Raw genomic sequence first — 19413 nt, 5'->3', positions numbered from 1 at the left:
CATGCCATAATCGGCGGCATGTCTTCCCCTCCTACTCCCCCTGAGCAGCCGGCATCCGGCCATTTCCGCGCCGAATACGCGCGGCGCATGAATGCCGTGCTTGACCATATCGACCGCCACCTCGACACGCCGCTGGAGCTGGCGCAGCTGGCCGACGTCGCGCATTTTTCACGCTTCCACTTTCACCGCGTGTTCGCCGCCTGGATGGGCGAGACGCTGGGCGACTATGCGCGCCGCCGGCGCCTGGAAACGGCCGCCCTGCGGCTGGCCTGCCGCCCCGGCGAAGCGATACTGGACATCGCGCTGGCGACGGGCTTCGGCTCCGGCGAAGCGTTCGCGCGCGCCTTCAAGCTGAAATTCGGCTGCACGCCGACGGCCTGGCGCACCGGCGTCGCCGCAAAAAACGCTGCCATGCTCGCAGCCATGCGCCTGCGCCGGCAAGATAGCAATCCGGATCAGGCCATGCGCAATCCCGGTCAGGAAAACGGGCCGAACTTCCAGCACCATGGGCACTCCAATCCACTTCATAGAGAGAGTCCCATGCAAGTCACCATCCTCGACCTGCCTCCCGCCACCGTGGCGTGCCAGCGCCATATCGGCCCCTACGGCCCCGCCATCGGCGCCTTCTGGCGCGACACCGTCGCGCCATGGATGCAATCGCACGGCCTGGACGACGCGACGTGCTACGGCATCGGTCATGACGATCCCAGCATCACGCCGCCAGACAAATGCCGCTACGACGCCTGCGTCGCCGTGCCCGATGCATTCCAGTCGGGCGGCCGGGCCAGCATCACCACCCTGCCGGGCGGGCGCTATGCGGTAGCGCAATTCAAGGGACCATCCAGCGCCATCGCCGAAACATGGACGCGCATGACCCGCGAATGGCTGCCGACAAGCGGCCTGCAGTGGGATGAGCGCCCGTGCTTCGAGCGCTTTTCCGCGGCCACGGCGCTGGACCCGGCCACCGGCGAATTCTCTTGCGACATCTGCATCCCCGTACGGCCGCTGTAGCTTCCTCTCTCGCGTGTATCAGCCCGCGATACCATAGCGCGATGCCGGCTTGCCGCGCATCGCGCCTGCGAACAGGGCCAGGCGGGCAGAGTCAAACTGCTCCCACAAGGCCTGGTCTTCGACGGAAGGCAAGGTCACCAGTTCGCCCTGGTCCAGGCCCGCCAGCGCCGCATCAACACAGTCTTCCGCGCGCATGATGGTGGCCTGGTCCAGCTGCGCCAGCGGCACGCCGCTCAATTCCCATATTTCCGTCGCCGTCGATGCGGGCAGCACCAGCTGCACCACGATGCCCGTGCCGGCCAGCTCCTGCTGCAAGCCGCGCGTGAAATTCATCACATAGCCCTTGGTGGCGCTGTAGATCGTGCTGACGGGCAAGATGTGGAAGGACAGCACGGAGCCGATATTGATGATGGTGCCGCTGTTGCGCTGCTTGAACTGCGGCAGCACGGCGTAGCTCAGCTCCGCCACGGCCGTCACGTTGACCTTGTCCATGGTGGCGATGCCCGCTTTCGGCGTATCGACGACGGGCGCCAGGGTCGACGCGCCCGCATTATTGACCAGCATGGTGATGGCCGGATTGCTGGCCAGTTCATCGGCCACGCGCTGCAGGTCGGCCGGTGCGGACAAGTCCGCCGCCATGACACGCACGGACACGCCATACTTTTCCGCCAGCGACCTGGCCAGCACATCCAGGCGTTCAACCCGGCGCGCCACCAGGATCAGATCGAAGCCGCGGCTGGCCAGGCGGTCCGCATATACGGCGCCCAGGCCCGACGACGCGCCAGTGACGAGGGCCGTGCCCGGTGTATTGACTGTACTCATGATGGTTCCTTTGCAATTGATAAATTCGAATGAATGGTTTTCAGCACGACGGATCAAACATGATAGCCATCATGTTTTGATGCGACGCTAAACATGACGATCATCATGCTTAGTATCGCAAGCATGACGTACGTAATGTATGATGTCAACAGAAATTATTTGATGATCGGGAGAACACCATGCGATACCCAGCGGCCGAGACGGCAGAAAAACACCAGCGCATCCTGCAGGAAGCGGCGCGGCTGTTCCGTGAACAGGGCTTTGACGGCGTCAGCGTGGGACAGATCATGAAGGCGACAGGACTCACGCATGGCCCCTTCTACAACCACTTTGCCTCGAAGGAAGCGCTGATGGCGGAAAGCACGCTGCACGGCTCGGAGCACTCGCGCGCGGCGCTCGATGCGGCAACCATCAGTCCGGAAGCCATGCGCCAGTATGTGCGCGATTATGTGAGTCCGGCCCACCGCGATGCGCCGGGCAACGGGTGCTTGCTGGCGGCGCTGGCCGGCGACGCGCGCAAGCAGCCGGCAGTGCTGCCCGCCTTCACCTTCCACCTGAAATCCATCATCGGCAAGCTGACCACGCATTTTCCGTGGCAGAAAAAACGCAACCCCCGGCAGGAAGCCATCGTCATGCTGTCGGCCATGGTGGGCGCCGTGGCGCTGGCGCGCGCCGTCGACGATGCCGCGTTTTCGGACGAGATACTGGCGGCGGTCAGCACGGCATGCGCGCCGCCAGCACTTGCGCCACCTGCCTGACCCTGTCGTCCACCGAACCTGCTACATCGACAAAGGCGATCCCCCGCCGCGCCAGTTCGGCCTGATACCACGCATGCTGGCGCGCGCGGAAATCCTCGTCGCGGCGCGTGCCGTCCTGGATGAAGGGAAAATCAGGGGCGCACAGCAGCACCAGGTCGTAGCCGTGCTCGGCCAGCAACGCCAGTTCCTGCTCGGCCTTGCCGAACATCTCGACGCAGTAGAAATACGTCGTCATGGGCGAGGTATCGCAAAACAGCCAGCGCCGCGCAGCCAGGCGCGCCTGCGCTTCGCGGTGCAGCTGTTCCCGGCCGATTTTCAGCAAATCGTCATAGTTCAATATGCCATCCTGGCTTTCCCACAATTCGCGGCCATATTCGGCCACCCAGACCGTCTCGAAATGCGCCGCCAGCGCCTGCGCCAAGGTGGTCTTGCCGCTCGATTCGCCGCCGAGCACGCACACGCGCGTGATAAAATCGGCGCGCACAATCGGTGACAGGAAGGCGCTGTGCGCATGCGGGTCTTGCCGCACCCTGGTGCCGGACACGGGTACCAGGGTCCTCGCCTGATCCACGCTCACGTGCGCCACCGGCCCGCCGGCATAATGCCGTTCCAGCACCTGGGCAAAGCCGGGGCCATAGTCTTCGCTGGTGAACACGGCATCGACGGGCAGCGCCAGCACCGTCCAGCACAGCCAGCCCATGAAGTGGCGATGCAGCTCGCCATCGTCGTCGTTGTGCGGCAAATGGCGGACAAGCACGCCGCGCGCGGCGCACAGGGCCGCCAGGCGCGCATCGTCCAGCACCACGATGTGCGCCTGCGGAAATTGCGCGCGCAGCCACCGTTCCCGGCGCGCCGGCTCATAGCCGGGAAATTCGGGCCTGGTGTAGCTGACCACCAGCAGTTCTTCGCAGGCGTCTTGCGCGCGCTTGATCAACAGTTCGTGGCCCTGGTGCAGCGGGCAAAATTTGCCGACCACGAGGCCGCGTTTATAAAGGTTCATGCCACTGCTTCCTGCAAATCCGAGGTGTATTGAATGATCTTGTCTTCCGCCAGCAGGGTCTCGACCGTGATGGCGCCGAAAAAAGGCGCGAGCAAGGCGCGCGCCCGGTCAGCCTGCGGCATGGCGCTCGGCGCCAGGCGCAGCGCGATGGCGCCGTCGCCATGCTGGTGCACGCCGAACAAGGCGATGGCCAGCGGTTTCAAAGCGTGCGTGATGTCGATATTATTGATCCACTCGCCCGTCATCGTCCTGTAGCGCAGGGGGCTGCGGCCGGCCAGCCCCACCAGCACGGGGCCGTGCGGGCCATGCGCCAACGAGGCGTAATCGCCCGTGCGGTAGCGCACGAGCGGCAGGCAGAAATTGAAGCCGCCCGTCACCGTGATTTCGCCGCGCACGCCATCCGGCACGGGCTGGCCCGCGCTATCGAGGATTTCCACGTACAGCCGGTGCTGCAGCAGCACGTGACCGCCCGCCCGTTCGTCGTAGACGGCCACGGGGCCCACTTCATTGAGCGAATAGATGTCGAGCACGGGACAAGCGAAACGCGCTTCCAGGCGCGCGCGCATGCCGGGCAACAGCATCATCGATACGGACATCAGCGCGGCCGGCTTGTGCGCCATGGGCAAGGTCAGGAGTTCGGCAAACGAGATGGGGTCGCCCGCGATCAGCTCGGGCGCCATGGCGTCCAGGTAGCGCGCGCGGTCGTCCGGGGCGCGCCAATCGTCCGGGTGCAGGTTGATCTTCGCCAGGCCCGATTCGTTCATCGTCGGCGTGACGGAGACATAGGTGAAGCAGCGGCGCTGGTGCCCCAGCAGCATCACGCCCACCTGCCCCGCGCCATGGCGCAGGGTTACGCCAAAACGCTGCAGCGCGCGCTTGTGGTAGGCCAGGTAGCGCCCCGCCACCAGCGGGTGCGAAGCGATCAGCAGCGGATGGCCCGTGGTGCCCGTCGTCTGGAAATTGATCATGCGCGCCAGGTCCGCATCGTCGGGCACGAAGGCGGCGATGTCGTGCGCCAGCTCGGCGCGGCTGATGGGCGCCACGTCCGCCAGGCGCGCGGGCGGCGAGCCGCAGGCGCGGTAATGCGGCACCGTGGCGTAGGCCGTCCTGAGAAAATCCGCCAGCCAGGGCGGCGGCGCATCGGCGCTCCAGTCTATCGCCGCATCCATGACTTCCTGCTCGTAGGCGCGCAAGGCCGCCACTTCCGCCGCCTGCAGCTTGTTGCCGCTGCGGTTGCGGTAGCGGGGCGCCGCCGGGTGGCTGCGCAGTTTTTCCAGCATGCGCGCGCCCTCCTGCGTCAGGGTGGGACAGTAGTCGCGGTCCGATTCCCATGCACCGCCCGGCAGATTGACATCCACGCTCATTCGCGCGACCACTTGTCGGCCGATTCCTCGGCCGCCTTCTTCGCCAGCGCCTCGCGGATTTCCCGCGCGCGCTGCTCGGCCAGGCGGCTCGCTTCAAGCAGGCGGCGGCGCTCCGTGCCGCTGATGGCGGACAGGCGGTCCGTGGCCTGCGCCACGCTTTCGTCGCGGGGCCGGAACCCCAGGCGCGCCAGCACGATGCGCGCCAGTTCCTCGCGCCGCTCGGGGTCTTGCGTGAACTGGTGGGCCGGCGTGGCGGCGGCCAGTTCGCGCGCCGCCTCGCCCAGTACCTGCAGCAAGGCTGGCTGCGGCAGTTGCTGCGCGGTGAACCAGTCGTCGGCCAGCAGCCAGCACAGGATCATGGCCAGCGCCAGCCGGTTACGGTCCGCCTTCACTTGCGCGCCGATGAACCCCTGCAGGGACGCGGCCGGCGCACGCGCGCCATGCAGCAGTAAAACGTCGTTGGCCAGCGCCGCCACCGCCACCGCCTGCGCATTGGCGACGCCGGCGATACGGGGCTCGGCGAGGAATTCGACGGGCGTGTCGGCCAGGCGGTGGGTTAATCTTTCGAGGTGGGGTCCGGAAATCTGCATGTCATGGTTGTATATAGTGGCGCCGGCTGAACGCCCGCGCAAAGTCCAGCAAGTCCTCGTAGCGTTCCACGGCGTGGATATCCCAGCCCTGCTCGCGGCGCGCGCGTTTCAAATCGTCATAGGTCTGCTGCAGCCACTGGTGGCTGGCCGCGCCCTCCCAGTCGCGCGCCAGGTTCAGGGCCATGGTGCCGCCCGCGCCGCCCTGCGACAGCGCTTTCGCCGAGATATCCCAGCCGCTGTTGCCCAGTTCATCCTGGTCGAACATGGTGGTGATGCCATCGTCGGAAATCATCAGGATGTGCGCGGGCCGTTCACGTTTGGCCGCATAGGTCTGGCGCAGGCGGTGGATGGGGAAACAGGTGCCGCCGCCAAAAAATTCCGTCAGCACGCCGAGGATCATGTCTTCATCGCGCACGAAACCTGGCGTTAGCATCACTTCGTTCTTGCCGCTCCACAGAGTCACCTGCACTTTCGCGCCGGCGCGCAGGGCGGACAAGGCGATGACGGCGCCGGCCAGTGTCAGGAACGAGGTGTGCGCCTGCGGGTTCGGCATGGAGCCGGAACTGTCCACGTACATGTCCAGGTCGACGGGCACGGCGTCGGTGGCGCGCGCCGGTTCGCGGCCATACACGCGGCGCACGGTGGTCACGCCCGGCACGGGGCGTGGCGACTGCATCACGGACTGCAGCCAGTCGATGTCTTCCAGCGGGTCGCCAATTTCCCATGGCTCCAGCCCTTCCATCTGCGGCTCCGGCGATTCGGGCGCCGGGCGGCTGGGAAACGCCACCAGGTGCGGCAAAGCCCGCTCGCGGTAGTAGCGGATGGCGATTTCATGGTCGCTCAAGTCCACGCCCGACGCCTTCAGAATGTCGCCCAGCTCGAACGGTTCGCGCAGCTGGCCGCCGCCCGACCTGACTGGCGCCTCGGCCGCAGGTTCGGCGGCAGGTTCCTCGCCATCGAGGCCAGAGATGCGCTTGTCGTGCACGGGATGGATGGCGCCGTCCTCTTCGTCATCCTCGATCTGCTGCGCGCCATACGTCTGGCAGCCACGGGCCGCGTCGCGCGTGTCCTGCAGATAGCGGCTGGGGTCAATGTCACCCAGGGCATCCGTATCTTCCACCAGGTAGGGCAGCAGCAAGGTGGCGAAGCGGCCCGCCGCCAGCATCCAGTCGTTCGCGTAAACACGGATCAGGCGCGCCCCAAGCCAGGCATCCGTGTCCAGGCGTTCGTCAGCGTGGCCGCCTCCCAGCTCACCCTTTTCCAGCTGCCACAGGTTTTCATAGATGCGCATGTACAGGGTCCATACGCCGCCGCTGCCCTTGCCATCGGGTGCTGGCGCTTTCCCCTGCCGCAACTTGCGGTAGATGTCCGCCATGCGCAGATTCGCCTGGCGCTGCAGGCGGTCGTTGATGAACAGGTCCGTGTACAGGTTGGCCACCATGGGCGCGTGCTGCTCCAGGGTCGGCAAGGCGCGGCGCATGCGCGCCAGCAGGCGGAACTGGTCGCTGGCGCTGCCCGGCGCGAGGATGTGGTGGCCGATTTCATGGGCGAGGATTTCCAGCGCATAGTCGTCCAGCCCCAGCTCCGTCACCAGCGGCAAGTCCACCACCACGCTCTGGTCGAGCAGCCGGATCATGGCGAAGCTGCCGGACAAGCCCTGCTTGCCGGCTTCGACGCGGCTGGCGCACAGGCTGGGGTCGCGCAGGCGCGTAAACTTGCTCCACACGGCCAGGGCCTCGGGCCAGGCGGCGCGCCAGCGGTCGATCAGGACGGTGTCGGCATCGTTCTTCATGCGAGCGGCAGCAGGCGGATGGCGTGCGTCCACGGTGACGTGATGGCCAGCGTATGCGCATTCGCGGCCAGCGCGATGTCACCGGCCGGCAGGTCGAGCGCGATGCTACGCGCGCCGATATGCACGGTGGCCCCATCGAGGCGCACGGACGCCGGCACGCCGGTTTGCGCCAACTCAAACTCCTGCGCCGTGGCGCTGTGCAGCACGGCGCCATAGGCGTCGGCCACCAGCAAATAATGGCGCTCGGCGCTGCGCACGACAAAACCGTCAAGCGTGGCGCGCACTTGTGGCGGCGTGCCGAAATCGCCACCCAGGCCCGTGAAGGCGCCGAACTCCCTGCCTTCGGCATTGCCGCGCCACGGATTCGCCATGAGCTGCGCATGCACCTGCGGCCATTGCGCGCCCGGCTCGCCAAAGGCGGCCAGCGCCAGCGTATGCGGCAAGGTGTCGGCGGCAGCCAACGCGCCCTGGCGGAAATGCGCGACGCCGGCGCGCCAGGCCAGCACCTGGCCCACGGCGCGCAGCTGTGCGACGCTGCCGACTTGCGGCGCCACGGCAGCCATCCCGGCCTGCCATTGCGCGGGCCGCGCGCCCGCCACGGAGGAAATGTGGATGGCGGCGTTGCTCAGCATGCCCAGCACGTCGACGGGGGCCGTCGCCAGCAGCGGCGCAAACGATGGCGCCAGTTCGCGCCAGACGGTATTCAGGAAGGGATTTTTCGCGGCCGGACCGGCCAGGCCATGGCCCACCAACTCCAGGGCCATGTCGTAGGCGGCCAAGGTAACGCCGCCCACGCGCTCGGTTGCTGCGGCGGCCACGGCCACCACCAGCGGATCGACGCCATCGTGCAAGAAGGCGCCGAAGGCGGCCATGTCGAGCGCGGGAAAGCGCCGGCGCGCTTCCGCCGCGCGGCCGTTGAACTGGGCGCGGCCACTGGCAAGGATAGTTGCGAAGGCAGGAGAAATCATTGTTCCTCCTCAATCGCTGTGCGAAAAATGCAGCAGATAGCGCTCATCCCCTGATTCGAACGCGATCTCGTCCCAGTGGATCGCGTACCAGAAACCGGAGGGCGGCGTCATCGTCACGATATGCACAGTGAATGCGGCCAGCGACATGTCCAGCGCTTCGAGGAAGGCGTTGACGAGGCAGGCGCGGAAACGGTCCGGCGGCGCCGTCCGCATGTGATCCGACGAAAAGAACCAGCGCTGGCACACCTGCTCCAGGTGCGCGCGCCCGCACGGCGCCACCGTGATCTGCCACAAGGGCGCCGGCAAGTCGCGCGCCGGGATGCTCACACTCAGGGCGTAATCTTCCACCCGCAAGCCCAGCGCCGTGAGCAGGTCCGGCGCATCGGGCAGGCGCTGCAGCTCATAGCTTGCGCACAGGTCGCTGGCCTCGCTGTTCAACATGGCCAGGGCGTCGAGAAACCCGCGGCAATGGTCGATATTCAGTGCGTCATTCATTGCGAACGCAGCCAGCTGCGATAATTCGTATAGCGCTGGTGCAGGTATTTGAGCTTCAACAAATCGTCATACAGGGGGCCGTACAGTTTTCTCCCTTTGGTACGCTCGCCGATCAGCTTTTCGATGCGGTTCAGGCGCGCCAGGGTCTCGCGCTCGCTCACGCCATCGAGGCCCAGGTCGAATTCGGCCGACAGCACGCCGACAGGGTCATCGCGGTCCAGGTCCAGGCGGTTGAATTCATCGTTCGACAAGTCGAACAGGCGGCGCAGCCAGCCCAGCCTGTCACTGCGGTAGGCGGCGTTTTCCGGCAGCGCGAAAAATGGCGCATCCGGGTCCGGCTGCAGCTTGTTATGCAGGACGAATGGCAGCACCTGGCGCAAGTCTTCCAGCTCCACCTCGCCATTGCCGCGGAAATACGCCATGGCCTTGGCGTAGATCAACAGCGCCATCAGGGTGCGCACGGAGATCCCGTTGAGGGTCTGGCAGCCGAGATCCTTCAGGCGGTCGCGCCCATTGTCGGCCGCCTGCGCGGCGCCCCGGTCGGCGCCGGCCAGGCGGGCCGTATCCTTGGTCATGTATTCGAACTGGCCGCCCGCCGTCTCGAACAGCTCGAACTGGCTGGCGAAGAATTCCAGGCGGCGGCGCACGGCTTCGGGCACGCCCACCTGGCGGATGGATTCGCCAATCTGATCCACCTCCGCTTCCGTGAAGATGATATCGGGTGGCACCAGCTCTTCTGGCCGCACGTTTTCTTCCACGCGCAGCAGCAGTTCATTCAGGAAGCGGGGGTTGAAGGCCAGCGCCTGCACCGTCACGTCGACCCGGTCGCGCAGCGCTTCGATCACCTGGTAGGTGCCGCCGCCCTGGTCGTCGTTGGCCGTCAGATACCAGGCCGCTTCCGGACATTCGTAAATATGGTTCAGCACTTCCGCGTAATTGTCGCCCATGACGGTGAGCAGCGCGCTTTGCGTGCGCGTGGGGATGCGGTTGTATTCATCGACGATCTTCACGCGCATGCCCAGCCAGGCGCGCCAGGCGATGCGGATGTCGTCCATGCTTTGCGCGTTCACCAGGTCGGCCGGCAGCGGATTGCCCAGCAAGTCGGCCACCGTCATCTGCGGGTGGCCATGCTGCATGGCGCGCTTGACTTCCTTGACGGTGGAACCGGCCAGCACGCCCATCAACAGGGCGCTGGCCGTCTTGCCCCGCCCCGGCCCGCCGACGAACAGGCATTTGCGGCGCGTGGCGAACGTCAGCAGGGGCAGCAAAATGAAGCTGGAATAGCTTTGCGCCGACGGCAAATTCAGGGTGCGGCGGCTGTCGCCCACCGCATACGTCTGCGACGGGCCGTCGTTGTACTCGATGTCGTAATGGGGGCTGATGATGGCGTGGTTGACGATCCAAAAGTATGCCTGGCGCAGCTTTTCATCGAAAGGCCGCGCTTGCGCCGCGCCTTCCGCTCCCAGCGCGATGGGGCCCTGGTACAGGTCCGCCACGTCGAACTGCCGCGCGGCGGACGCCGCCTTGGGTTTGGTGGGGGCCTGGGACAGGCGCTGGAACAGATTAAAAGACGGCATGGCAATATTCTTCCATTAAGGAAACGAAATTATTGCACAAGCCACCTGCAAGCACCGGTTCGGATGAAAAGCAGCTCAGCCCGCCATCGGCGTGGCCAGAAACACCGGCTGCCGCTCGGCCAGCGCCGCCAGCGCGGCCACGGCCGGAGAATCGCTGGCCGCCATCACGTCGGGCACCATCTGCTGAGCAAAACGCATGATGGATCCCGTCGCTAGCGATGCGGCCAGAGCAGGTCAACCTTCTCGTCGTCGCTCAGCCACCAGCGCTTTCCGTCCTTATCCTTGTGCACACCGAATATTTTCTGGTAGTTGTAGGTCTTGCAGTGCAGCTTCAGCCAGGCGTGGTAGTAGTCATCAAGAAAAGCGCTGAATATCTGCTGGAAGCGTGGTTCGCTGGCGTCTTTTTCGGGCAACTCGAAGGTGCCTAACCTGGCAACGATGTGCGCGATGTCCGTCCTGCTGACGCCGTCGAGTTTCACGGGATCGGGCAAGGCGATCCTGAACGCCAGCACTTCCGCGCCCTCCGCTTCCCACCACTCGCGCAAATTGAAGCGGGAAATATCTTTTCCGCTTAGTGCCTGTAATTGATCCGCGAGTCTGTCGTATTCGGCGTTGTCGTCGTCGCCGTGTGTGTCACAGAACTGCGTATAAGCCAGTATCGATGCCAAAATCGTGGCATACCTTTCTTCCGCCACAGCCAGTGGGGGCTCCAGCGCGTTCTCTGATTTCATGCTCATCCTTGTTTGATGACGGGTGCCGACGCCTCGGCGCGCCAGCGCCACCAGCCCAACGCCACGCAAGCGACCAGCAAGGCCAGCAAGCCCGCCACTTCATGGCGGATTTCATACAGCGAGGCACCCATTTGATTAAGCGCAACAAAGCCCTGGATGCCGGCCGTGGACGGCAGCAGCCAGCGCAGCCATTGCAGCACGACGGGCATGGACGACACGGGCCAGGTCAGGCCCGCGAGGAACAGCACGGGCATCGAGGTGGCGATCATCAGCTGCGTGCCCCGCTCGCGCGTGCGGAACAGCATGCCCAGCAACATGCCGAACGCTGCCTCACACAGCGAGAACAGCACCAGCAGCAAGAGCATGCCGCCAAAGTTACCGCCACGGGGGTAATCCTGGAACCAGAAGACGAAACCGAAGAAATAGCAGCAGTTCAAGAAGGCCACGCAGGCAAACGCCAGCAGCATGCCCATATACCCGCCCGCCGTGCGCCTGCCCGCCACGGGGAAGGCCTTGCGCTGGTACCATGTGCCGAACAGCATGGTCATGCCGATCAGCAAAGTCTGCTGCACAATGAGAGTAGCCACTCCTGGCACGACATAGGCGCCATAGCCTTCCTTGACGTTAAACAGGGGCACGGCGTCGAAGGCGATGGGCGAGCGCTGCTGGTTGGCCTGGATGGTGGACGGCGTGCCCGCGCCCAAACGCTTGAGCTCAATACCGGCCGACACCGTGCCCACCACTTCGGCCAGCCCGTTCAGGGCCACCTTGTTCAGCATCAAATACAAGCCATTGCCCGCCACTTGCGCGTGGGCGGCGCGGCCGGCCAGCACGTCCGTCTGCAAACCATGGGGAATGATCAATACGCCCATGACCTGGTCGCGCCATAATAAATCTTGCGCGACGGGCAAGTCCGGCGTGACGGCGACCACGTGCAGCGATGGGTGGGCCATGGCGAAGCGCGTCAGCTGGCGCGACATGGCGCTGCGGTCCTGGTCGACGACGGCCACGGGCACGCGCTGGACGATTTCCGTCGAATACGGCAGCGGATAGAAGAAGGAATAGATGATGCCGCCGATGAACAGCAAGGTCAGCGCGCCCTTGTCCGTCAGCATGGCGCGCCAGGTGGCGACAAAGGCCGGCCACATCATGCGCGTCCCCAGGCGGCAGGCGCATTCGCGCGGCGCGCCAGCAGGAATACGCCCACGGCGCCGCAGCCGATGGCAAAGCCGGCCAGTATCAGCATTTCCTGCACGCCATAGCGCCATGGCGCGCCGGCCAGCCAGTATTTCGTCTGCAATTGCAGATAATGCGTAAGCGGCAAGGCTTCCGCCCAGGCGCGCGCTGGCGCCGGCATGGCCATCAAGGGAAAAGCCTGGCCCGCAAACGCGAACGCGGGCGCCGTGATGAAGGCCGCGCCCGACAGCGCCAAGCGCAGGGACAGGGTGGCGGCGATCAGCAAGGTGGCCAGGCCGCAATACGCGAGCACCAGCAACAGCATGCTCAGCAGCAATGCCGGCAAGCTGCCCGCCACTGCCCAATCCCGCGCCAGGCTGAAGAACAGCAAGTACAGCAGCGCCAGCGCACAGTAGGCGACGAGGGGAAACAGCAGCTTGGCAAGCACGGCGCGCAGCCAGCTGCCATGGGCCGAGGCCAGCCATTGCGGCACCGTGCCGTCGCGCAACTCGCGTCCGATACTCGTGACGACGGCGACGACGATGAAAATCTGCAGCATGGCCGGCATCAGCGCCAACGTTAAAAATGCTTCATAGCTGATGTTTTCGTTATACAAACTGTTCAAGGTCGTGCGTATCGGCTCGAACTGGGCCGCCGCCTGCACGCCCGACATGCCTTTCTTGACCCGCGCCGTCATCTCGATGCCGGCCGACAAGGTCGTGCTGACCGTGCGCACGTCGCGCAGCAAGGCGCCCGCGTGCGAGGAAAACTGCGCGTTGTACAGCCATTGCACGGTGGCTTGCCGGCCGCCCAGCAGTTTCTGCTCGAAATCGTTCGGGATCAGCAGATATCCGAATGCCGTGCGTTCGCGCAAGCGATGCAGGGCTTCGTCGCTGGACGCCACTTTCGCCGCCACCTCGATGCCGGGCGAGGCGTCGAGCCAGCGCGTGAGCTGGCGCGACAAGGTGGAATTGTCGTTATCGATGACGACGATGGGCAAGTCGCGCGCGATGCCGGCGGAAAACACCAGCCACAGCATGCCGCACAGCACGACAGGAATCCAGCTGAGCATGCCGAAGTCCCAGAAGTCGCCACGCAGCCGCTGCCACTCGCGTGCCAGCGCCGCCGGCTGCTCTTTGTCAATCTCGCTCATCGGCTATCAGAGCGGCGGGAACACAACCGACATGCCCGGACGCAAGCCCTCGACCTTGATGGCGGGACGCAAACGGATTTCAAACGTGCGCAAGTCCGTGCCGCCCGGACGGGCCGCGCGCCACGTGGCGAAGTCCGGCAGCACGGCAACCGAACTGACCTTGAAGCTCAGTTGCTGTTTCAAGGCCGGCACGTTCGCCGTGTGCGTGCTGCCCATGGAAAACGCCGCCATCTCGTCTTCACGCACTTGCAGCACGGCCCAGGCGTCATCGAGGTTCACCAGGGTAATCACGGGGAAACCTTGCGGCGCCAATTCGCCCGGCTGGATCTGGATCTTGCTGACCTGGCCCGCCACCGGCGCGGCAATCTTCGTCTCGGCCAGCGCGATCTGCGCTTCCGTCAGCACGGCGCCCACCTGGCGCGCCTGGGCGGCCGCAGCCGTCTTGTCTTCGGGACGGGCGCCCTTTTGCGCCATATCAAACTGGGCGCGGGCCGCTTGCGCCAGCTGGTCGGCGGCGCGCCATTGGGCCTGCGCCTCATCACGTTTCTGCTGGGCAATCACGCCTTGCTCGAACATATTGTTGACGCGGGTATACGTGGTCTTGGCGATGGTGGCCCCCGTTTGCGCCCGCTCCCAGTTCGCTTTCGCGGCCGCAATTTCTTCCGGACGCGCTCCCGCTTGCGCCTTGTGCGCCACGGCCTCGGCCGCTTGCGTGGCGGCCGTCGCTTGCGCGATCTTCGCATCCACTTCCGGACTCGTCAGCTGGAACAGCAGCTCACCTTTCGGCACCGTCTGGCCCAGCTTGACGTACAGCTCGCCCACCCGGCCCGGCACTTTCGACGAGACATTGACTTCCTGCGCATCCATCTGTCCCTGCAAGGGCAGGCGCTGCGGCTGGAAGGCCTGGTACAAGCCCCAGCCCACGAAGGCCAGGACAATGACGGCGGCGACTATGGCCAAGGGTTTTTTGGAGGTGCTCATTATTATTTGTCCACAGGTAATTGGATATCGGCCGCGGCCGCCAGGCTGCCCAGGCGCTGCGTCTCGCCCGTCGCTTCCAGCAATTGCGCCAGCCCCATCACATAGTTATAGGCCGTCTGCGCGCGCTGGGTTTCCACCTTTGCCAGGTTCAGGCGCGCGTCGACCACCTCCAGCGACGTCACTTGCCCTTGCTGGAAAGCCACGGTTTGCAGGCGGATATTTTCGCGCGCCAGCTCTACCGACGAGGCCGTGGACAGGTACTGGATACGGGCGTTTTCCAGCGCGCGCCAATTCTTTTCGATCAGGGTGGGAATGTCGCGCTCGGCCTGGCGCGCCACCACTTCCACCCGCTCCTGGTCCAGCTTGGCGGCGGCGATCATCTTGCCCGTATTGATGCGGTGCACGAGGGGCACGGACACGACCAGGCCGACGGCCCAGTTCGAGCGCACGAGCTTTTCATTGCCGCGGTTCAAATTGTAGTTACCGATGGCAAACACGGTAGGTGCGTATTCCTTGCCATGCAGCTTCAAGGCTTGCTCGGCCTGCACGCGCTTGCTGTCGATCTTCTTCCAGTTCGCATTTTCGCGCATGCCCGTGCTGATGAACGATTGCAAGGTGCCAACCGGCAAGCTATTGACGAACAGCGGCGTGCTGGGGCGCACTTGCGTATTGACGGCGAGCAAACGATCAAGCGCCACCTGGGCGATTTCCTCGTCGCTGCGCGCCTGCGCTTCGTCGCTGCGGGCGCTGTCCAGGGCCACGTCGGCGCGCAAGCGTTCCGCGCGCGAAATCAGGCCGCCCTTTTCCAGCTTGGCCGCATCGCGCTGGTGCTGCGTCACGCCGGCCGTCACTTCGGCCCGCACGGCCACCACTCTCTTGGCCAGCAGCAACTGAAAATAGCGCTGCGCCACCAGGGTGGCCAGTTGCTCTTCCGCTTCCGTGCGCTCGGCCTGCGCGGCCAGGGTCAGGCTCGATGCGAGCCCCTTGACGGCGTCCAGGCGCCCGCCCGTGTAGATGGGCCACATGCCCAGCAAGCCGAACGAGGTCAGATCCGTCACCACTTCGCGGTTAAGGGAATTGGGAATGTGCGGCGTGGGCAAGCCGGGAATGGGCGGCAGCACGGATTCGATGCCGCCCACCACGCCGGACAAGCCGCTCGTGTCGATGCTCAAATCCGTCGACAAACGGCCGCGAAACGCCGTCAAGTCCACGGAAGGGCCATCGATATTCGACAAGGCTTCCGCCTTCAGTGTTTTCGCGCGCACGTCGAGCGCGGCGCCCTGCACGGCGCCTGAAGCCTTGGCCGCTTGCTGCAGCGCTTCGTTGAATGTCAGCGGCGCGCCGGCCGGCAACTGCGCCAGGGCGGGCATGGCCGCGCCCAGCGCGCCCGCCAGCAATAATGATAAGTGTCCTTGCAATCTGCCCATGTAGCGTCCAGTCAATGAATGAGGGGAAAGCACGGGGTTGCCATGTTTATACTTTCACAATAGCAATTATATCTACGGATGTCTATTCCGGCCTGCACTATTGCCTACTGCGGCGGATACGCAAAAACGGGCGCCTCTTGCGGGACGCCCGTTGAGCTCAAGCAGCTACCCGGCGAATTACTTCTTCGCCTTCTTGCCGCCCTTCTCCTTTTCCTTTTCAAACACGGCAAAGAACTCGGACGCCATGTTGCGGATGGCGCGGCCGATGTTGGCGTAGTCGTATTCGTTCAGGTTGGCCAGCGACACGCGGCCCGACGGGTGCGTGGTGCCGAAGCCGCGGCCAGGCAACAGGATGACGCCCGTTTCCTCGGCCAGGCGGAACAGCGCTTCGTTCGGTTTGAGCTTTTTCAGCAGCCACTGCGAAAACTCCACGCCGTGCATCTGCGCGGCCAGCGATTCCATGTCCAGCAGGTGGTAGTAGCGCACGGAATTGGCGTCGTGCACCATCGGCAAGCCCAGTTCTCGGTACAGCGCTTCCTTGCGGCGCAGCACGATACGCTTCATCGACTGCTTGTACTTTTGCTCTTCATCCATCAGCGAGAACAGGGAGAACAAGGTCATCTGCGCCTGCACGGGCGTGGACAGGCCGGCCGTATGGTTCAACGCCACCGTGCGGCTGTCGGCCACCAGGCGGTCGATGAATTTCAGCTCGCGCGGCTCCGTCGTGATCGAGTGATAGCGCGCGTCCAGCTGCTTCTTGATGGTTTCCGGCAACTTGGCAATCTTGTCGTCGAGTACATTTTTTTCATGCGTGGCCACCACGCCCATGCGCCAGCCCGTCGCGCCGAAGTATTTCGAGAACGAATACACGAGGATGGTGTTGTACGGGCACATGGCGAACAGCGAAACGAAATTGTCGGCAAACGTGCCGTACACGTCATCGGTCAGGATGATCAGGTCCGGGCGCTTCTTGATGATCTTGGCGATGTATTCCAGTGTGTCATCGTCGATCTTGACGGATGGTGGATTGCTGGGGTTGACGAGGAAGAAGGCCTTGACTTTCGGGTCCAGCAGCTTGTCCAGCTCTTTCTTTGTGAATTGCCAATTGTTCGATTGCGGCGCATCAATATGCACGGTGTTCAGCTTGTAATCATTGAGCTGGGGAATCTCGATGTACGGCGTGAAGATCGGCATGCCCAGGGCAATCGTGTCGCCTTCCTGGATGATGTGGTTCGATTTCAGGCTGGCGAACAGATACGTCATGGCCGCCGTGCCGCCTTCGACGGCGTACATGTCGAAGTTGCCGACGAACGGATGGTCGCCGATCATTTCGCGGTGGATATACTGGCCGACGATTTTCTCGGACAGGCGCAGCATGCGGTCCGGCACGGGATAGTTGCAGCCGAGAATGGCTTCGCACATCTCATAGATGAAGTCGCCCGCGTCCAGGCCCAGCTGGTCGCGCACATACGACATGGCGGCCTCGATGAAATGCACGCCGGGGTTGCCTTCATGCTTGCGCACGAAGATTTCGAAGCGCGCCTCGATGCCGTCGCGCGTGGGGAAGCCGCCCACGTCATCCATGTACACATAGGAACGTTCCGCTTCCGTCATGGCAAACTGGCCGAACTGGAAGAAGCCGTGGCGCGGCGTGGTGGCCAGGAAATTCGGGTTGCCGCGGCCCGCATTGAGCATCAGACGGTTGCTTTGCTTGGCCGTCTGGATCAGCGCATCCTTCAATTCGAAGGGGCTCAACAGCGCGAGTTTGCTTGGGTTACTGAAATCCATTTCAACGACTCCTTATCAACTGACAATATGGGAAAAGCCCCGCACAGGCGGCTTAGGTCCTGCAAATACGCCCGACTCAGACGAAGGCCACGATCAGCGGCCCCAGCAAGGTCAGGAAAACGTTGGCCAGGGCATACGTGATGGCAAACGGTACGGTGGGAATCGAGTTTTGCGCCGCATTCAGCACTTCGCCGAACGCGGGATTGGCGCTGCGCGAACCGGACAAGGCGCCCGCGAAGATGGCCACGTTGTCATAACGCAAGATGTAGCGGCCGATCAGCATGGTCAAGATCATCGGCAGGATGGTCACCACCACGCCCACGCCAAACAGGGTCAGGCCGTGTTCGCGCACGGTTTGCACGGCTTGCAGGCCGGACGTGAGGCCGACGACGGCAACGAAGCCGGCCAGGCCCAGGTCTTTCAGGATTTGCACGGCGCCGCTGGGCATGTAGCCAAACGTCTGGCGCTTGGCGCGGAACCAGCCGAATACCAGGCCCGACAGCAGCACGCCGCCGCCGCTGCCCAGGGTCAGCGGAATCGAGCCGATGCGCGCCACCAGCAAGCCCACGAGCAAACCGACGACGAGGCCGGCGCCCATGTAGACGAAGTCCGTCTTGGCGCTCGGCACGATCATGTAGCCCACTTCGGCCGCCACGCGCTTGACGTCCTGCTCGGCGCCGTAGATGGTCACCACGTCGCCCGTCTGCACGACGGTTTCCGCTTGCATGGGCAGAATCTTGCCCATGCGGCTCAGTTGCACGACAAAGATGCCGTGGCGCACGCCCGGCGCCGTCGCGCTGCGGATTTCGCCCACCGTCTTGTTGTGGTAAGCCTTGTTGGTCAGCACCATGTCGCGGCGCTGCATCACCAGTTCCATGCCTTCGACGGCCAGCAATTCCTTGCCCAGCTGGGAAGACACGCTGAGCATGGCTTCGCGGCGGCCCACCAGCAGCACGATATCGTCGGCCGCCAGCACCAGGTCCGGGCTGACGTCGATGATCTGGCCATTGCGTTTCACGCGCTCGATGGTGATGGCCGTGCTCGGATGGGCGCTTTCGATGTCCGCCACGGAGCGCCCGGCGCCCGGACCCACGTCGTAGATGCGGCCGATGAGGTCGGGCGCAGCCGGCGTCTGGCCCGGCCCCAGCACTTGCACACCCGCCTGCAGCGCCGTTTCCGCCTTGATGGCATCTTCGCGGATGGTGCGCCCCATGAGTTTCGGCAAGATATTGACGCAGACGATGATGGCGCCAAACGAGCCGAACACATACGTCACGGCATAGCCGACGGCCACGTTGCCCTGCAGGCGCGCCACTTCGTCGGCCGCCAGGCCCAGCTTGGTGATCGCGTCGCCGGCCGTGCCGATGATGGCCGACTGCGTCAAGCCGCCCGCCGCCACGCCGGCCGCCAGGCCCTTGTCCAGGCCAAAGACCTTGGCCAGGATGACCACCGTCAGCAGCGCCGTCACGGCCAGCACGACGGCCAGGATGATTTCACGCACCGACTGGCGGCCCAGGGAATTGAAGAATTGCGGCCCGCTTTCATAGCCGACGGCGTAAATGAACAGCGCGAACAGCACCGATTTCACGCCGGGATCGATGGCGACGCCCACCTGGCTGACGAGCACCGCCACCAGGAGTGAACCGGCGACCCCGCCCAGCTGAAACGAGCCGAACTTGATCTTGCCGATGTAGTAACCCACTGCCAGGGAGAGAAACAAGGCAATTTCAGGCGACTTCTTGAATAACTCATGCAACCATTCCATGCGGACCGCCTTTCG

At 64.5% G+C, this 19413-nt stretch carries 18 protein-coding genes; 2 read left to right on the top strand and 16 right to left on the bottom strand.

Features of this window, described 5'->3' with window-relative positions; all coding sequences use genetic code 11:
- Nucleotides 1–18 precede the first annotated feature (18 nt).
- Nucleotides 19–1011, top strand: a complete 993-nt coding sequence (locus VPH40_RS24305; protein WP_328574728.1) for an AraC family transcriptional regulator — start codon at nucleotides 19–21, stop codon at nucleotides 1009–1011.
- 18 nt (nucleotides 1012–1029) lie between these two features.
- On the opposite strand, the gene VPH40_RS24300 is transcribed toward VPH40_RS24305, so the two are convergent.
- Entirely contained in the window at nucleotides 1030–1833 is an 804-nt protein-coding gene (locus VPH40_RS24300) for an SDR family NAD(P)-dependent oxidoreductase (RefSeq protein WP_251351129.1), read from the bottom strand.
- Nucleotides 1834–2012: 179 nt separating this feature from the next.
- On the opposite strand from VPH40_RS24300, the gene VPH40_RS24295 reads away from it, so the two are divergent.
- Nucleotides 2013–2591 carry a TetR/AcrR family transcriptional regulator gene (locus tag VPH40_RS24295; protein ID WP_289899041.1) on the top strand — a complete coding sequence of 193 codons (579 nt, stop codon included), beginning with the start codon at nucleotides 2013–2015 and terminating at the stop codon, nucleotides 2589–2591.
- On the opposite strand, the gene VPH40_RS24290 is transcribed toward VPH40_RS24295, so the two are convergent.
- The 15 genes from VPH40_RS24290 to aspT all read right to left on the bottom strand — a co-directional run bounded on the left by VPH40_RS24290 (nucleotide 2548) and on the right by aspT (nucleotide 19398).
- Nucleotides 2548–3591 carry an AAA family ATPase gene (locus VPH40_RS24290; RefSeq protein WP_328574727.1) on the bottom strand — a complete coding sequence of 348 codons (1044 nt, stop codon included), beginning with the start codon at nucleotides 3589–3591 and terminating at the stop codon, nucleotides 2548–2550. The genes VPH40_RS24295 and VPH40_RS24290 overlap by 44 nt on opposite strands.
- Nucleotides 3588–4949 (bottom strand): capsule biosynthesis protein CapK, encoded by a 1362-nt coding sequence (locus tag VPH40_RS24285; RefSeq protein ID WP_442906685.1) that lies wholly within the window; start codon nucleotides 4947–4949, stop codon nucleotides 3588–3590. The genes VPH40_RS24290 and VPH40_RS24285 overlap by 4 nt, the downstream gene beginning before the upstream one ends.
- Nucleotides 4950–4951: 2 nt before the next feature.
- Nucleotides 4952–5545 (bottom strand): hypothetical protein, encoded by a 594-nt coding sequence (locus VPH40_RS24280; protein WP_328574725.1) that lies wholly within the window; start codon nucleotides 5543–5545, stop codon nucleotides 4952–4954.
- A gap of 1 nt (nucleotide 5546) precedes the next feature.
- Nucleotides 5547–7337 carry a VWA domain-containing protein gene (locus VPH40_RS24275; protein WP_328574724.1) on the bottom strand — a complete coding sequence of 597 codons (1791 nt, stop codon included), beginning with the start codon at nucleotides 7335–7337 and terminating at the stop codon, nucleotides 5547–5549.
- Complete coding sequence (locus VPH40_RS24270) at nucleotides 7334–8305, bottom strand: hypothetical protein (RefSeq protein WP_328574723.1); 972 nt, start codon at nucleotides 8303–8305, stop codon at nucleotides 7334–7336. The genes VPH40_RS24275 and VPH40_RS24270 overlap by 4 nt, the downstream gene beginning before the upstream one ends.
- Nucleotides 8306–8314: 9 nt before the next feature.
- Nucleotides 8315–8800 (bottom strand): hypothetical protein, encoded by a 486-nt coding sequence (locus VPH40_RS24265; RefSeq protein ID WP_328574722.1) that lies wholly within the window; start codon nucleotides 8798–8800, stop codon nucleotides 8315–8317.
- Nucleotides 8797–10377 (bottom strand): AAA family ATPase, encoded by a 1581-nt coding sequence (locus VPH40_RS24260; RefSeq protein ID WP_328574721.1) that lies wholly within the window; start codon nucleotides 10375–10377, stop codon nucleotides 8797–8799. Before VPH40_RS24260 ends, VPH40_RS24265 begins: the two co-directional genes overlap by 4 nt.
- Nucleotides 10378–10452: 75 nt before the next feature.
- Nucleotides 10453–10575, bottom strand: coding sequence for a hypothetical protein (locus tag VPH40_RS24255; protein WP_328574720.1), 123 nt, complete (start codon nucleotides 10573–10575; stop codon nucleotides 10453–10455).
- A 14-nt stretch (nucleotides 10576–10589) separates the two neighbouring features.
- The gene (locus VPH40_RS24250; RefSeq protein ID WP_328574719.1) at nucleotides 10590–11108 is read right to left on the bottom strand and encodes a hypothetical protein; all 519 of its coding nucleotides are present in this window, start codon (nucleotides 11106–11108) and stop codon (nucleotides 10590–10592) included.
- A 2-nt stretch (nucleotides 11109–11110) separates the two neighbouring features.
- Nucleotides 11111–12259, bottom strand: a complete 1149-nt coding sequence (locus VPH40_RS24245; RefSeq protein WP_328574718.1) for an ABC transporter permease — start codon at nucleotides 12257–12259, stop codon at nucleotides 11111–11113.
- Nucleotides 12256–13437, bottom strand: a complete 1182-nt coding sequence (locus VPH40_RS24240; RefSeq protein ID WP_328574717.1) for an ABC transporter permease — start codon at nucleotides 13435–13437, stop codon at nucleotides 12256–12258. Before VPH40_RS24240 ends, VPH40_RS24245 begins: the two co-directional genes overlap by 4 nt.
- Nucleotides 13438–13443: 6 nt before the next feature.
- Entirely contained in the window at nucleotides 13444–14418 is a 975-nt protein-coding gene (locus VPH40_RS24235; RefSeq protein ID WP_251351118.1) for an HlyD family secretion protein, read from the bottom strand.
- Nucleotides 14419–14420: 2 nt separating this feature from the next.
- A complete protein-coding gene (locus tag VPH40_RS24230) occupies nucleotides 14421–15845 on the bottom strand; it encodes a TolC family protein (RefSeq protein ID WP_257218662.1) in 1425 nt (474 codons plus the stop codon).
- A gap of 177 nt (nucleotides 15846–16022) precedes the next feature.
- Nucleotides 16023–17633 (bottom strand): bifunctional aspartate transaminase/aspartate 4-decarboxylase, encoded by a 1611-nt coding sequence (locus VPH40_RS24225; protein WP_099664621.1) that lies wholly within the window; start codon nucleotides 17631–17633, stop codon nucleotides 16023–16025.
- Between the two features lie 76 nt (nucleotides 17634–17709).
- On the bottom strand, nucleotides 17710–19398 hold the full coding sequence (gene aspT, locus VPH40_RS24220; protein WP_099664622.1) for an aspartate-alanine antiporter: 1689 nt from the start codon (nucleotides 19396–19398) through the stop codon (nucleotides 17710–17712).
- Between the last annotated feature and the right edge of the window lie 15 nt (nucleotides 19399–19413).

Origin of the sequence: Janthinobacterium sp. P210005, from assembly GCF_036231865.1 — a bacterium.
Taxonomy (GTDB): Bacteria; Pseudomonadota; Gammaproteobacteria; order Burkholderiales; family Burkholderiaceae_D; genus Janthinobacterium; species Janthinobacterium kumbetense.
Note: the sequence above shows the minus strand (reverse complement) of the source record. Positions and strands in the feature narration are given on the sequence as shown.